The following is a 15,155-nucleotide window of genomic DNA, read 5'->3' on the forward strand; positions in this document are numbered from 1 at the left end:
TCAAAATGAAATTGCGTGGCACAGACAGGTTATCCACAGGCTTGAGTTATCCACATTCCGATTTCATGTTGAAACTTCAAAAACTAACGGTGAGCATCTCTCCTCTTTGGGCAGATTGATCCATATTGAAAATCAAAAACATAATCGAATAATATCTACAGCCCTTCTCCTTAATTGGATCGTGCCCAAACAACAACCTACTTTTTGGGTATATTAAAATTTCTACCTGGAAACTGGAAATTCCTTGTAAATGATGCTATATATTTGTCGACATATAATTAATAGAAATAATATATAGAATTGAAGAAAATTTAACTTAATTTATTTTTTAATTGCATCTCACAACCTTCTAAAACCACTGTAAAAGAAAAAGACCAGCAGCTCACGTTTGGGCTACTGATCTTTTCAGAAAGGGATTGTAAATTTCATTGACTCTGTGGAATTTCTCACCTACTGTTCGCTCAAAATCAACGGTCCTTCACTTGTGATGGCAATCGTATGTTCATATTGGGCGGATAAACTTCCGTCCACGGTGCGGGCTGTCCAGCCGTCCGGGTCGATCTTTGCATGGTAAGAACCGAGGTTGAGCATCGGTTCGATCGTAATGACCATGCCTTCTTTCAGCCTGAGACCTCTGCCGGAAGGACCGAAATGCGGAACCTCCGGTGCCTCGTGCATGCTTTGACCGATCCCGTGCCCAATAAACTGCCGAACCACCGATAACCCATGCGATTCAGCCAGTGTCTGAATCGCATGGGAGATATCGCCGATCCGGTTGCCGATGACCGCTTTTTCAATCCCTGCATATAACGCTTTCTTTGTTACTTTCAACAAATGTTGAGCCTGATCCGAGATCCTGCCGACCGCGTAAGACCAGGCGGAATCCGCTAACCAACCGTTTAAGTTGACAACCATATCAATTGTCACGATGTCCCCTTCTTTCAATGGCTCCTTGCTTGGGAACCCGTGACAGATCACATCATTCACAGATGCACACGTGGCATAGGGATACCCCCGGTATCCTTTTTGTTCGGGCGTGGCTCCGTGCGACTTCAAGTACTTTTCCACGAATTGATCGATTTCCATCGTGGTGATTCCCGGCCGGATTTTTGCTGCGATTTCTCTATGGCAGGCCGCCAGGATTTTGCCCGCCTCTCGCATCTTGGCAATTTCGTCTTTCGTTTTCAAAATAATCATGAATACGCCCACCTCAAGTTCTATAAGGGCAGATCGATTTTCCCTTCTTCAAACAGCTCTTTGATCATATGTCTGGCGTAACCCGCAGCCTGTCCAAATGTAATCTTCGCCGGCATGGGCGCCTCGTTTGCATCAACCAGAACGTCTACGATGCATGGTTTATTCCGGGTCACTGCTTTTTCAAGTGTTGGCAGAAGCTCAGCAGGGTGTTCCACCCGATACCCGATTCCTCCGCACGCTTCCGCGTATTGAGCAAAGTTTGGATTGACCAGATCGGTACCAAATTCTACGTTCCCCATGACTTCCTGCTCAAATTTTATCATAGCGATCTTGTGGTTGTTGAGAACAATTACTGTGATGGGCAAGTTGTATTTTACCGCAGTAACAAAATCATTCATGGTCATGCCGAATCCGCCATCCCCACATACCGCAAGTACCTGCTTGTTTGGATACGCGATTTTTGCGGCGATTGCACCGGGCAACCCACATCCCAGAGTGGCTAACCAGCTGGAAATGATAAATTGTTGATTGGTCATTCGAAAATGGCGTGCCATCCACACCGTCACGTTCCCTACGTCAACAGAAAGAACTGCATCATCATGCACAACCTTCTGTAACTCCCGAATCAGCTGCTGAGGTTTGATCGGGGTTGCTTCCTCCGCTTCCTGCTGTTCCAATCTCCTCCACCATTGCTGCATCCGGTGTTGATTATGCTCCAAAAAGGATCGATCCTCATGCGCGTGAATCCGGTTCGTCAGCCATTCCAACGTTTTTCCGGCATCTCCCGCCAAGCCGACATCAACCGGATAACGCTTGCCAATTTGGGAAGGATCGGTATCGATATGAACCGTTTTCGCTCCGGTGGGCAAAAAACCGGTAAAAGGAAACGAAGTGCCGATCATGATCAATGTATCGGCTTCTTTCATTGCCTCGTACGAGGGCTTGGTGCCGATCAACCCTAATCCCCCCAAACAAAGCGGGTGTTCATCGGGAATCACACCTTTCCCCGGCAGTGTTAACACGATCGGGGCCGCTAGTTTATCCGCGAAAGACAATAAGGATTCCCGGATTCCGTGGGCGCCTTTTCCGGCAAGGATGACCGGTTTTTTCGCTTCGTTTAGCAAGATCCTTGCCTTCTCCAGATCAAATTCACGCGGGAATATTTCCGGCATTACGAAAAAGGAACTTGTCACTCGTGCTTCCGACTCTACTTCAAACTTCGGGATATCGTCCGGAATCGTCAAAACGGATACACCTTTTTTGGTATAAGCCTCCCGGATCGCTTGGTTTACAACGGCAGGCAGTTGTTCAGCCGACATGACTCGTTGATTGTACACGGCAACATCATCAAACATTCGCTCCAAGTTGACCTCTTGAAAAAAATCGGTCCCCAATAAGTCAGACTCCACTTGACCGGTGATAGCCAGTACTGGAACTTTATCCAGTTTCGCATCATACAACCCATTGAGCAGATGGATGGCACCGGGGCCGGCGATCGCCATGCACACTCCAATTTTTCCGGTAAGTTTCGCGTACGAGGCGGCCGCCAATGCACCGGCTTCCTCATGCCGCACTTGAATAAATTTGATTTTATCCCGGGCCTTTCGTAACGGTTCAATAATCGAGTTGATCGAATCTCCAGGCATTCCGTAGATATGGTCGACTCCCCACTCAATCAACAAATCAATCAGCACTTCTCCCGCCGTTTTCCGAAACATACAGCTCTCTCCTTTTCTTTTCAACTGACGGTATTTTGTGCATTTCCTGGCAAAAAATAATCCCCCGGCCCCGTTTTGCCGGGGACCGAGGGTGTTACGCACTACGAAGCTTTTTCTTGCACTTCTGAATCTCCGCCAAATACCCTTTTCGGGTTCTCCACCAATATTGTGTGGAGCAGCTCATCGGCAATGCCCGCTTTTTGCAGCATACGTTACTCCCCCAGCAACTCCAGCTTTGCGATCGCTCTGCGATGCACTTCGTCCGGACCATCCGCAAGACGCAATGTTCTCGAGTTTGCCCACATGGCGGCTAACGGGAAATCGCCGCTGACGCCAGCGGCACCATGGGCCTGTATTGCCCGATCAAGAACTTTTAGCGCCACATTCGGAGCTACCACTTTAATCATGGAAATCTCTTTCTTAGCAGTTTTGTTTCCTACTGTATCCATCATATAGGCAGCCTTTAACGTCAACAGACGGGCCTGTTCGATTTCAATCCTTGAGTCGGCAATCCACTCCTGAACCACACCTTGATCAGCCAGCGGCTTGCCGAAAGCAACACGGTTCTTGACTCGCTCCGCCATCAGTTGAAGCGCCCTTTCCGCAACCCCAATCAAACGCATACAGTGATGAATCCGCCCGGGTCCAAGGCGACCTTGTGCAATGGCAAACCCTTTCCCCTCTCCCCACAAAATGTTGGATGCCGGAACACGCACATTGTCATAAGTAATTTCCGCGTGTCCATGCGGTGCGTGATCGTATCCGAATACAGGCAGCATTCGTTCAATCTTCACACCGGGTGTATCCAATGGAACCAAAATCATCGATTGCTGTTCATGCTTCGGGGCCGTCGGATCGGTCTTGCCCATCACAATTGCAATCTTGCATCTGGGATCCCCCGCACCGGAAGACCACCATTTACGGCCGTTAATCACATATTCATCACCGTCTCTGACGATGCTTGCCTGAATATTGGTCGCATCAGAAGATGCCACGTCAGGTTCGGTCATCGAAAAGCAGGATCGGATTTCTCCGTTTAAAAGCGGGGTCAGCCATTGTTCCTGCTGCTCTTTCGTTCCATAACGGACAAGCGCTTCCATATTCCCGGTGTCTGGAGCGCTGCAGTTAAAAACTTCTGGTGCAATCGAAGAACGGCCCATAATCTCACACAACGGTGCATACTCCAAATTGGTTAAACCAGCCCCAAATTGACTCTCAGGCAGAAACAGGTTCCACAACCCGGCCTCTTTGGCTCTGGCTTTCATTTCTTCCATGACCGGAGGAACGGTCCAGCGGCTCTCCGCCTCATTTACCTGTTGATAGTAGACCTTTTCATTTGGATAAACAACTTCCTCCATGAAAGCAATCAGTTTTTCCTGCAGTTTCTTCACCTTATCCGAATATTCGAAATTCATGTTTTCTCCCCTTTTCCATAAATGATTTCCCAGGTTCCATAGATGATATCTAGGCCTGTTTTGAACCTGCCAATTCTTCCTCCTGCAGTTTCCGCCAGAGAATTTTGCCGCTTCCTGACACTGGAAGCCGCTCTTTAAATTGGACAATCCGCGGATACTTGTAAGAGGCCATGTGATTTTTCGACCACTCAATGATCTCCTGCTCCGTCACCTTTCCCCTGTCTTTCTCATGCAGGACAACAAAAGCTTTGACCGTCTCCCCCCTTTTTTCATCAGGAACACCAATCACACACGCTTGTTGAATGGCCGGATGTTTATACAAAATGGACTCGACTTCTGTCGGCCACACCTTGAATCCGGAAGCATTAATCATCCGCTTCACGCGATCAACCATAAAGTAATAGCCTTCCTCATCGTATTTGGCAATGTCGCCTGTGCGGAAAAACCGCTTTCCATCCAGAGAGAGAAATGCTCTGGCCGTTTCCTCCGGCCGGTTCCAGTACCCTTTAAAAACTTGCGGTCCATGAACAATCACTTCCCCTTCTTCACCCGGCCCCAATTCGCGGAGCGTTTCAGGGTCAATGATCCGGCTGTCCACATCAAAAGAGGGGATTCCCAGACACTGCAGCTTAGGTCGATCGGCCGGGTTAAAATGGGTCTGCGAAATGGTCTCGGTTAATCCGTATCCTTCCGTGTAACGGATTCCCGTCAATTGGAACAATCTCTCTCCAACCGCTTCCGGCAAAGGGGCACCGCCTCCACCAACCACGGATAAAGTTTCCAGGTTGTAATTTGATAGATTCGGGTTGGACAGGAAATCGACCACCATGGTGCTGATATTGGTCCAATGTGTGCACCCGTGACGTTGAATCACTTCAGCAGCCGTTGCCCGGTTCCAGCGGGTCAGCAGCAGCATACTGCTTCCGGCAAAAATCGGAGCATTCATACTGTGCTGCATACCGGTTACATGGAACAACGGAAGTACAGTCAGTACAACTGCGTTCGGGGTAATTCCCGACCACACGCATGCGCCGGCAATGTTCGACTGGACAGTCGCGTGCGTATGGATGCATCCCTTGGGTTTGCCCGTAGTCCCCGAAGTATAGGGCAGCACCGCAATGTCATCGGACTGAGCCGTAAGCGGTCCCGGAAGCAGATTGCATGAAAGCGCATTCATCCATGGGGTAACAAAGGGATCGTCAAATGTAAGCCGGGGCATCTTCACTTCCTCAGGCAGGTCATATCCCGGGTCTCCGCTTACATAATCGGAATAAGCGGCGACAATTACATCTTTGAGAGGGGTGGTGTGCTTTAACGGAGCAATCCGGTCATAAAGTTCCTGTCCGACAATCGCAACTTTTGTCTCGCAATCCTGTATGTAAAATTGGAGTTCCTCCGTAATATTCATTGGATTAATTGGAACTGCTACAGCATTGGCCCGTAGAATCGCATAGAAAGAAATCATGAACTGCGGAGAGTTTTGCATAAATAGCAGAACACGCTCCCCTTTTGATACGCCAAGCCGATTTTCCAAGAATCCGGCCATTCTGTTTACTTCGTCTACGAATTGTTGATAAGAGATTTCCGTTCCGTAGTAGTAAATTGCGGTCTTATCGAGATACCTTTTCGCCGATACTTCCAAATTGTGATAAATCGTTGTTTTTGGAACGGTCAGCGATTTGGGAACTCGTTTTGGCCAAAATTGAAAATGACGTGTGTTCATTCCAATCCCCCTTCTCCGCATACTGAACGGTTAGTATATTCATAATTTTATTGTAATTGATTTGATAGTATTCGGGATAGTTTTATTTTCCGTCCTTATTCGACATAAAACAACAAATTCTGTGGAGTGTAAATAAAAAATGGAGACAGCCCGCCCGGCTCTCCCCTTGTCAAGATTGACCTTGAAGCATGGCCTCGTAAAGCCGCTTCAAGAGATCCATTTTCTTTTCAGTCACAGCATCAATCGATTCCACATAGGCCTTTGGTTCGCGAGGGTTCCCGTGACGTCCGAAGCTTTTGCCGTTTGGTCCAACCAATTTTGTGGAGGCCCCGCCTCCAAGACCGATAATGCATTGACGTTCTTCCATAATACAGATATTATAGACACTTTCCTTGCCGGGCATTGCATACCCGATGTTCTCAAGGTTTCCGAGAATGTCTTTTTGCCGGTATACATAGTACGGATGATAACCGAGACTCCGGGCCCATTCATCCGTTTCCTTCATCATCATTCGCACGAGCTGCGAATGGGGAATCTCAAACCGCTCTTTCTCTTTATTGACCACGGCGGTTCGTTTAAATGACATCGTATGCACCGTCACCGAATCCGGCTTCAATGCTTCAATTCTTTCTCTCGTATACCGCACGTCGTCAAGGTCTTCTCCCGGCAATCCGAGGATCATATCCATGTTGATATTCTCAAACCCGGCTTCCTTTACCATATGGAAACGCCTGTCCACGATGTCCGGGGTATGGCCCCTTCCAATCGCCTTCAGTGTCTGTGCTTTGAATGTTTGTGGATTGACAGAAATCCGATTCACATGATAGCGCCGCATCACATTTACGCGCTCGGAAGTGATTGTATCCGGGCGGCCTGCTTCCACAGTAAATTCCCGCCAACTCCCGCCTTGTGCGAAACCTTTCCGGACATCTTCCCCTGCAATCGCTTGAACAGATGATTCCTTGGCCCGTCGCGCCCAAGCATCGCCTCCAGGGATCTCCCGGTACAGCACTTCCATTAAGAACTCCATTTCAGGCGCATTCAAGCTCGTGGGAGTACCTCCACCCAAATACACACTCGTAACCGGAATCCCATAATCACGCAAAAATCGGCCGACTGCCACAAATTCCTTTTCCAGCCCTTTGAGGAAATCGAACGCGTACGTATACTTCTCCTCCATAGAGTAGGCCGGAAATGTACAATATGCGCAATGAGTCGGACAGAATGGAATTCCGATATAAATGCTTGCTTGATTTGAAATGTCATAAAGATCGGGTACCGTACACAACTGGGCATCTGCAATATCAAGCAGAAGATCGATCCGGTCGGGAGCGATTCGGTAAGTTGAGGCTAAACTGCTGCGAATGTAATCACGGCTGAGACCTTGTTCCAACATCCCGTGGACTAGCTTTAACGGGCGAACCCCAGTCAATATCCCCCAAGGTTGTCCCGCCCCGGTATAATCGGCCAAGCAATCATGCACGGCGTGAAGGACGGTTTGCTTGCTTTTTTTGCGAAGTGTCGCGTGATTCTCTCCAAGCGGCGCCGGTTGCCGGTAGGTGGCAATTGATTGTAGGGCTCCTTTTTCGTACAGTTCTGCAACCGCATGTAAAGCTCCATCCCGGTCAGCAAACCGAATGCGCAATTCCATTTCGGGATTTCCGATGTCTTGGAATGTAACAAGATCCTCTTCGAAGAATAGATAGGTCATCCGCTCCACTTCAGGTTGGAAATCAAAGCCAATCTGATTGACAAAAATCCTCATTCTCCGCCGCCCCCCTTCTCGCCAAGTACGAGTCTACCCTTGTGATGCCTTGTCCGTCAACCTCTTTCGAGTCTTCTTTTCAACGCCTGAACTTGTTGGTGAGTCATTCCCAATTCAGCCGCCAGCTCGATGTTCTCGATGTGTGATTCACGGGTTAGGCTGTCGCGTGGATCGCGACTCATACCGTTTGCATTAGCGGTTTGAGTCAACTGCTCACGCAAATTTTTTCTCATAAAAAAACCGCCTCCTTCCATCCTCCTAGTATGCGCCACCAGGTCAGGAAAAAAACGGTTGGAGTCCCGGTTAGAAACCGCTAACTTTAGGGATTATAAATAATAACCAGTACTGTTATAATATGTAAAACCAAAAAGGACGGAATTTTAGATGATCTTTTCCGCTGTCTTATTCTCTGTGTCCTGGATCTGTTTCCTGCTCCTTGCCAATAAGAAGTATTTTCTGGACTTTTCACCGACATGTTATTTAGGCATGATCATTGGCTTTCTAACGGACATCCTGACTGACTCGTATCCTCTATGGGAATACGATGCCGGGTCGGACATGCAAGAGTTTTTGATTGAAACACTGGATGAATTCGGGGTGTATTTTGTCACGATCTATTTGTTCCTGCAAACTCTCCCAAAGATGCAAACCGTGTGGACAATGACCCGGCATATTTTTCTGTGGTCTCTTTACTCCATCGCTCTGGAATGGGTTGCCATAAAGACCGGTTACATGAAGCACGGGTTATGGTGGAGCCTTGGTTGCTCGTATCTCAGTGACTGGCTTTTGTTCATTTCGTTTTACCTCCATCACAAGATGCGGGACAAATATCTGGCAAACCGATCCTGCTGATCCGTTTCGCTTTACACTTCACAGTAGTACACCGCTTCGGAATACAACCGCAGGGATTCAGACCATCTTGCGCAAAGCCTCTCCCATTCCCCCGGACTCAACGGGTCCGTTAACAGATGCAGCGGAATACGCAGGTTCAACAACCGCCCGCTTACGACGAATCGGGTAACCCCAGCGGGCAGGACTCTTCCTGCCATAACCAGTTCCTCCAGCTCGCTTAAACTGCAGGCAGGATAGCGCAGGATCACCTTCCCTGCTTCCGGCGGCGGATTGCTGCTTTCCGGCATTCGTTGAACCGGGTACTCCTTGCTGTAGGCTTCAACCACCCGGTGCCATGCATCCAGACGCACGAAAGCATCGTCCTCACTGCCTTTCGGATGAAGGAAATAGGTTTGCCCATCCTGTTCCACCAGTTGAGCGATTGGCCAACCGTTTGAAATATGAGTCACCCAATTCAATGAAGAATCATCCCGCAGCTGCCCCAACCAGGGACCTATTGGAACCAGGTGTACCCAAGCTTCCAGCAGAAACTCATCCTGTTCCACCACTTGCACAGGTATTCTTCGACAGCCGAGATTTTGCAGTGCACAGGTACGGTGTGCTCCATCCAGAATCAGATACCTTCCATCCCGCATCAGCACGGCAAGCGGCGGATGACGCAGAACACCTTCTTCTTCAATCGCTTCGCATGTATCGACCAGGCGGGAAGGCTCATGCGCCTCGTGTAAACAAATTTGATCGATGTCAACCAGTTGTAACTTAGACGATACGTCGACCATGCTTATTCCCTCCAACAGCGAATGTCCTATCGCTCTGTTCCAGGTAGACATGCTCCGGATGCGGATGACTCAGGAAATCGTGATGAGAAATGGCCCATCCGTAAGCTCCCGCATATTGAAACAGAATCACATCTCCAATGCGAACCCGCGGCACGACAATGTCTTTCGCCAGCACATCTTTCGGTGTACAGAGCTGCCCCACCACCGTAATCTCATTGTCATGGAGTTCTTTCCGCAGAAACGGATAGTCCCAGCGCTCTACAGGTATCACCTGAAAAGGGTGACTGTGCTGCCAGGAGACAGGTAACCGAAAATGATGGGTCCCTCCCCGGATGACCACATAGTTCTTGCCGTGGTTCCGTTTGATGTCCAATACTTCTACAGCGTAATACCCGCATGATGCAGTAAGATAACGGCCGCATTCGAAAAGGGGGGTTACACCAGCCGGACATTTCGCTTCCAACATGGGCCCCAAACGCTTAACAAACAAATCCCAGTCAAATTGTTCTTCCAAATCGGCATAGTTGACACCAATCCCGCCCCCCGCATTCAGGTACGTAATCTGTAATGCAAACTCCTTTATCCATCCGGTAACCCGTTCGCAATAGTACTCTACCAATCTCACGTGCTGTTCGGGGTTCAAATTGTTGGAAAGAGAGTGCAGGTGAAATCCTTCCAATTTTACAGATTCCAATCCTTGAGCCAGCCGGATTGCTTCCGCAATTTCCGTTTCATCAATTCCGAATTGAGTCGGCCGTCCCGCCATCGCCAAAGTAGCGTCAGGCAACGGCCCGCGCAAATTGACCCGCAGCAAAATCGGCACTTGAATTCCCCGTTGTGAGGCTAGATTTGCAACTCTTTGCAGTTCGTGCACACTCTCGACATGGAGAAGAGAAACGTGATGATCGATCGCCCCTTCAATTTCCTCATCTGTTTTGCCGGGACCTCCAAAGAGGATCGGGATATCCGGAGCAACGGCCCGAACCTTTTTCACTTCCCCGAGCGAAGCAACCTCAAAGCCATCCACAATCGGGGCCAATGTTCGAAGAATCGGTTCATCCGAGTTTGCCTTGATCGCATAAAACAGTCGGCAGGATGCGGGCAAGGTTTCAACCCGCCGCCGCACATGCTCCCTCAAGTGATCCAAGTCATAAAGAAAAGCGCAAAAAGGCTCCGAACTATTCTCTTTCCGTGACTGGATATAGTCAACAATCTGGTTCATCTGCAATCCCTTTCCTCAACCAATTTTTCAAATTTCTTCAGATGAGCGGCCAATGCCCGAAACGCCGTGCCTCTTTCATCACCAAGCACGAATACCCGTACTCCTTTGTTATGCCACGCAGGAAAATCCTCCTCCGCACGGGGAATCGCACAGTAAGGAACCCCTGCCCGGCTGGCCGTTTCCTGCACCCGCTGCAATGCTTCCCTGACTACCGGGGCGCGGGTTTGCCATGGTACCCCATAAGACTGGGAAAGATCGGCAGCCCCTTCCAATACCATATCAATGCCGGGTACCGACAGGATTTCATCAATGTGTTCGACACCTTCCCGGTTTTCAATCATTGCAACCACCATAATTTCTTCGTTCGCTGTTTGGATATACGTTTGAAGATCGAGTTTGCCAAAGCCGGCCGGGCGTCCTCCGTTCAAGCTCCGGTTTCCCTGCGGGTAATAGCGGCTGGCGGAAACAATTGCCTCCGCCTCCTCCTTTGTCCGCACATGTGGCACCACCACACCCTGTGCCCCGGCATCCAGCGCCCGTAAAATCGAACCGGGCGAACCGTCGGACACCCGAACCAGTGCTGTCAGATTCACCGCTTCGGCTGCCCGGATCATATTTTCGAGAGTTTCCGGATTCATACAGAGGTGCTCCGTATCAAGAATCACAAAATCAAACCCCGCACATCCGATCATCTCTACCATGACCGGGGACGGGATGGAGGAAAACAGTCCGTAGACGGTTTTCCCCTCATGCAATTTTTGTTTCAAATCATTTTTCCGCAGCATTTCACTTTCCCGCCCCCGCATGCGCCGCTTCTTGACATAGAGAAAGAGGATTGGGGACCTCATGAATCCGCAGTTCTGTATCGGGATAGAAACGGCGCTTGGTTAATTGTTCGACTTCGATGGTCGGAGCGAACAAATCGAACCGTTTGAAACGATCCTTCAATTCCGGAAAACGCTGTTGGTAGGTTTTTATTACTTCACTCGCGAGAGACCAGAATCTGTTCTCTTCATATCCATAGTGATCAGCCAGGAATAACGCCAGTTCCCCAAGATTAATAAAAAAGAAGGCGTCATGCATGAAATCCCTGACAAGTGCAAGATCGTCCGTTTCAATAAACGAGTTTCGGTTCACACGGGCATGATATTCCGGTGTAGCCAGCAAATCCGGGCATTTTTCGGGAGCTGTCAGGTGAGCTTTCGAGAACCGGATTCCATCATGAAAATCCTTGAGTCCCAGACGGCTCGGGATCCCTTTTTTGTGGATCAGCACCATGTTCTGCGCATGGGATTCCAACGCAATACCGTGAGCATACAACAGGTGAACAATCGGAAGAATGCTGACTTCAAACAGCTTTTTGAGCCAGTTCTCCAGTCCCGCTTCCCTTACCCATGGCTCAATGAACGGGCGGCCATCCAGATCCACCGAGCAAAGCCCGTTGAATGGAACCGCCTCTTCGTCCTTTTCCAAATAGGAATGAAGGCTTTCCCGCCAGATGCAGCCGAGTACTCCATAAATCGACGGTTGAACCAAATCGGAACGGGCAGGACGATCATAAGAAATTCCTGCGACTTCTCCCAGCAGCACGACTCGGGTTTCTTCGGTTAAAAATCGGTCTGCGGCAGCCAATTCCTTTAACCAATCGGATACGGAGGGAGCATTCTCCACCGTATGCGGTGCCAGTACGCGTCCTGTCGAAGTGTTGACGATGCTCATTGCCAGTTTGAGATACGCCTTTTTCGGAGATGAAGAATTCGCCAATGTCCGAATGGACTGTTGGGGACGATACACATCTTTTGACGTCCCGAGCAGAATCAACCGTTTCTCGCGCAAATCCTCCAGGTGGGAAGTGGCAATCCGATTTTCCCACTGCCACGGATGCACCGGCAGAAACAGATAATCGTCCGGGTCCAGTCCCTGATCGCGAATGGTCGCAGCAAATTCAGCCACCTGTTCCGGACCGAGTTCCTCAAGCAGGAACTCCTTCAAATTCAAACGGCGGGAAACGGCAGCCCGAGTCCAATTTTTATGTACCGCGACCCAAAACGGACGTATCTCCGGTTTAAATTCCGGGCCGTACCGGTATTGATCCTCAAAAGTGAATCCGATTCGAGATTTGTAACTCGGATGGTACGGATGACCATCCATTACATCCCCTTCCAGATCATCATAGCTGCTTTCCCGCATGGGTTTTCCGGTTTTGAACCGGTAGTGCTGAGCCAATGTATCTTTAAACAGGGTTTGCTCCAATTCATTGATGAACGTCACCAAACGTCCTTCGTCCGCTCCAAGAGAATTTCGAATTTCAAGCAGGAATTGGGCGAGTGAATCAGCTTCAGAGGCCTCCCCGTTTCCAATACGCACTACCGGCTCGCTGTTCAAACGAATTCGGCCAAACGTAAATCTTTTTTTTCCCTGGCAGGCATATACAACCGGATGTCCCGATTCGTCTTGCCCCTGAATCGTAAAACGAAGCTCCCCTTGTTGCTCCTCTACTTCCGGGGAAATCACCCCTTCGTAGATCAATGACTCAATCAGCTGTCGGAAAATTCTTCTCCGCACCGATACGAACTGCTCGGATTGAATCGCCTCAAAGACTGCTGATGACTGTGATTCTGTTCTCATACTTTCACCCCACACTTGGTAAGCGGATTTGCTATATTCACATAAAGAGGAGTCTCTCCCCGCTTTTGGAAACAGCTTACAAAATTCGCTTTCGCCGGCAAGCCTTCATTTTCCAGCAAATCAAGCAGATATCGTTTTCTGTCCCGGGTATCAAACAAACCGGATGTGTGCAGTACTTCACCCGCAACCTGCCAGAGTCCCAGTTCGTCAACCTGACCATAATAAGCCACTGTATGAATGAGATGACCCAAATGGTTGACCAACACATAGTATTTGAACCGGTGCCAAGCCTCGTGATCGGGATACAGAGCGGGACTGTCTTCCGCCAGCAGCTTCCCGACTAAATTTTGCTCCAAGGCGCGTTCGCGACTGATGCTCACACCTTCCAAATCCCTTACATAAAACCGGACAGGCCAACCGTTTTGAATGGTGACCATCGAATTTTGCACATGGGCTTCCATACTGATTCCGTGCTCCAGGAACAGCCACAGAATCGGTACGAACGATATCTCCAGGTACCTTCTGAGCCACTTGTTTACAAATAAGGAATCCGGTACTGATTTTTCGCTTTCAGCCGCCATACGCACTGCTTCCCAAACGGGAGCTTCCTTTTCAAAAGGCGGTTGTTCCAACAACGCCGCAACCACAGTCGGGGCCTCTGTCCCTTCGACATTGTCGTTATCAGCGGAACAGTACATCGGGTTTTCGCGGAAGATTACTGCAGCACTTTCGGCCAATTTTTGCTGCCGATCCGGCGATACTCCCTCAAGTCGAACGGTTCGATATCCTTCTTCCAGCATGATTGTAAAATCCGCATAGGGGATCTGATCCCGAACGTGTGCGATTGCCCTACTCGCATCCATTGTCCGCTTCAACTGCTCCGGCGGATTCACACGCACAAAGTTGGTGATTCGTACGTTCAGCGGCAGCTTGAAAATATATTGATGTCCAAAATCCCATACGGTTCGGACAGAAGACGTGGGATATACCTTGTCTCCGAGCTCCCCTAAATCCACCAGGCGTCCAGTTCGAAGCAATTCCTGTACCTCTGGCCATCCTTTCAGATGTTCCGCCTGCCAAGGGTGACAGGGAAGCAAGCGATAATTTTCTTTTTCTGGTGTCAACCGCCTGTTGGCGGCTTCCAGCACCTCGGAAGGCAATAATTCGGCATCCGTTTTCGTCAGAAACGCCTCTTCAACCAATTCCGGAGCAACCGCCAAATAATGCAGAGAAAAGGCAGCTCCCATTTCCGGTGCATACCGAGTCAAGTGATCAGGCAAGAATCCTTGTGAACTTTTCGGTGTCGGATGAAACGGATGCCCGCAGGTCAGCGATTGTTCAGCCGTAAACGTTCTTTCTTTGCCGCATAATCTCCATAAAGAGCGCTCTCTTGTGAGGCGTCGTTCAACATAAATCTCCGTTTTCCGAATCGAGTTTTCGATCTGTTCAAGCATGGAACTGACTCTATCATTTCCAGTATCCGTAAGCGAATTGTTGACAGCTATCTCATTTAAAATCAATTCAGCCAGTATTCGGCAGTTTCCCAGACGTGAATAATCTCCTCCTTCCCTCCCATCGACTGGAGTGACCGATCCCCAGAAAGAAGTGCCATATCGATGGTGACCAAAAGGAGACCAGTAGGTCAGAGCACCCACTATTATGACTCCTGTCGCTTTAAGTTCGATTCTGAAGGGAATCCCTTGTTCTTTTATCTCCCTAAGAATAGGTTCAGGCAGCAGTTTCAGGGCCGGGTGATCAGGTTCCAATGCCGGAGTGAAATTTTCCGTCTCACGCAGGTATGAATTCAAAAGCCTTTCAATTGCCGCCGCCTGTGCAATGGCTCGACTGGTAAGCAT

The 15,155-nt window shown here is 49.3% G+C and carries 12 protein-coding genes; 1 reads left to right on the forward strand and 11 read right to left on the reverse strand.

Translation table 11 applies throughout. The annotated features are described in order from the left end of the window. Positions 1-450: 450 nt before the first annotated feature. The 6 genes from map to ACFO8Q_RS04215 form a co-directional block, all read right to left on the reverse strand. Complete coding sequence (map, locus tag ACFO8Q_RS04190; protein ID WP_380024484.1) at positions 451-1,197, reverse strand: type I methionyl aminopeptidase; 747 nt, start codon at positions 1,195-1,197, stop codon at positions 451-453. A gap of 20 nt (positions 1,198-1,217) precedes the next feature. Beyond that, positions 1,218-2,915: a pyruvate oxidase gene (locus ACFO8Q_RS04195; RefSeq protein ID WP_380024485.1), complete on the reverse strand. Its 1,698-nt coding sequence runs from the start codon at positions 2,913-2,915 to the stop codon at positions 1,218-1,220. A gap of 212 nt (positions 2,916-3,127) precedes the next feature. Next, positions 3,128-4,330: an acyl-CoA dehydrogenase gene (locus ACFO8Q_RS04200; protein WP_380024486.1), complete on the reverse strand. Its 1,203-nt coding sequence runs from the start codon at positions 4,328-4,330 to the stop codon at positions 3,128-3,130. Positions 4,331-4,379: 49 nt separating this feature from the next. Further along, entirely contained in the window at positions 4,380-6,053 is a 1,674-nt protein-coding gene (locus tag ACFO8Q_RS04205; RefSeq protein ID WP_380024487.1) for a long-chain fatty acid--CoA ligase, read from the reverse strand. Positions 6,054-6,222: 169 nt separating this feature from the next. After that, entirely contained in the window at positions 6,223-7,818 is a 1,596-nt protein-coding gene (locus tag ACFO8Q_RS04210) for a coproporphyrinogen III oxidase family protein (RefSeq protein WP_380024488.1), read from the reverse strand. Between the two features lie 56 nt (positions 7,819-7,874). Then, positions 7,875-8,051, reverse strand: coding sequence for a hypothetical protein (locus ACFO8Q_RS04215; protein WP_380024489.1), 177 nt, complete (start codon positions 8,049-8,051; stop codon positions 7,875-7,877). A 151-nt stretch (positions 8,052-8,202) separates the two neighbouring features. Here ACFO8Q_RS04215 and ACFO8Q_RS04220 point away from each other — a divergent pair, with 151 nt between their 5' ends. Continuing rightward, positions 8,203-8,670 (forward strand): CBO0543 family protein, encoded by a 468-nt coding sequence (locus ACFO8Q_RS04220; protein ID WP_380024490.1) that lies wholly within the window; start codon positions 8,203-8,205, stop codon positions 8,668-8,670. An 11-nt stretch (positions 8,671-8,681) separates the two neighbouring features. On the opposite strand, the gene ACFO8Q_RS04225 is transcribed toward ACFO8Q_RS04220, so the two are convergent. Genes ACFO8Q_RS04225 through ACFO8Q_RS04245 form a run of 5 tightly spaced genes read right to left on the reverse strand, consistent with a single transcriptional unit; the run spans position 8,682 to position 15,155 of the window. Further along, positions 8,682-9,449, reverse strand: coding sequence for a ParB N-terminal domain-containing protein (locus tag ACFO8Q_RS04225; RefSeq protein ID WP_380024491.1), 768 nt, complete (start codon positions 9,447-9,449; stop codon positions 8,682-8,684). Next, positions 9,430-10,671, reverse strand: coding sequence for a type III PLP-dependent enzyme (locus ACFO8Q_RS04230; protein WP_380024492.1), 1,242 nt, complete (start codon positions 10,669-10,671; stop codon positions 9,430-9,432). Before ACFO8Q_RS04230 ends, ACFO8Q_RS04225 begins: the two co-directional genes overlap by 20 nt. Next, a complete protein-coding gene (locus tag ACFO8Q_RS04235) occupies positions 10,668-11,456 on the reverse strand; it encodes an HpcH/HpaI aldolase family protein (protein ID WP_380024493.1) in 789 nt (262 codons plus the stop codon). Before ACFO8Q_RS04235 ends, ACFO8Q_RS04230 begins: the two co-directional genes overlap by 4 nt. Position 11,457: 1 nt before the next feature. Beyond that, positions 11,458-13,299: an IucA/IucC family protein gene (locus tag ACFO8Q_RS04240; protein WP_380024494.1), complete on the reverse strand. Its 1,842-nt coding sequence runs from the start codon at positions 13,297-13,299 to the stop codon at positions 11,458-11,460. Beyond that, complete coding sequence (locus ACFO8Q_RS04245; protein ID WP_380024495.1) at positions 13,296-15,155, reverse strand: IucA/IucC family protein; 1,860 nt, start codon at positions 15,153-15,155, stop codon at positions 13,296-13,298. The genes ACFO8Q_RS04240 and ACFO8Q_RS04245 overlap by 4 nt, the downstream gene beginning before the upstream one ends.

Source organism: Effusibacillus consociatus, assembly GCF_042652925.1.
In the GTDB taxonomy this organism is placed as follows: Bacteria; Bacillota; Bacilli; order Tumebacillales; family Effusibacillaceae; genus Effusibacillus; species Effusibacillus consociatus.

Coding starts and splice junctions, on each gene's coding strand:
- map (WP_380024484.1), bottom strand. CDS start 1,197: ATGATTATTTTGAAAACGAAAGACGAAATTGCCAAGATGCGAGAGGCG.
- ACFO8Q_RS04195 (WP_380024485.1), bottom strand. CDS start 2,915: ATGTTTCGGAAAACGGCGGGAGAAGTGCTGATTGATTTGTTGATTGAG.
- ACFO8Q_RS04200 (WP_380024486.1), bottom strand. CDS start 4,330: ATGAATTTCGAATATTCGGATAAGGTGAAGAAACTGCAGGAAAAACTG.
- ACFO8Q_RS04205 (WP_380024487.1), bottom strand. CDS start 6,053: ATGAACACACGTCATTTTCAATTTTGGCCAAAACGAGTTCCCAAATCG.
- ACFO8Q_RS04210 (WP_380024488.1), bottom strand. CDS start 7,818: ATGAGGATTTTTGTCAATCAGATTGGCTTTGATTTCCAACCTGAAGTG.
- ACFO8Q_RS04215 (WP_380024489.1), bottom strand. CDS start 8,051: ATGAGAAAAAATTTGCGTGAGCAGTTGACTCAAACCGCTAATGCAAAC.
- ACFO8Q_RS04220 (WP_380024490.1), top strand. CDS start 8,203: ATGATCTTTTCCGCTGTCTTATTCTCTGTGTCCTGGATCTGTTTCCTG.
- ACFO8Q_RS04225 (WP_380024491.1), bottom strand. CDS start 9,449: ATGGTCGACGTATCGTCTAAGTTACAACTGGTTGACATCGATCAAATT.
- ACFO8Q_RS04230 (WP_380024492.1), bottom strand. CDS start 10,671: ATGAACCAGATTGTTGACTATATCCAGTCACGGAAAGAGAATAGTTCG.
- ACFO8Q_RS04235 (WP_380024493.1), bottom strand. CDS start 11,456: ATGCTGCGGAAAAATGATTTGAAACAAAAATTGCATGAGGGGAAAACC.
- ACFO8Q_RS04240 (WP_380024494.1), bottom strand. CDS start 13,299: ATGAGAACAGAATCACAGTCATCAGCAGTCTTTGAGGCGATTCAATCC.
- ACFO8Q_RS04245 (WP_380024495.1), bottom strand. CDS start 15,155: ATGCTTACCAGTCGAGCCATTGCACAGGCGGCGGCAATTGAAAGGCTT.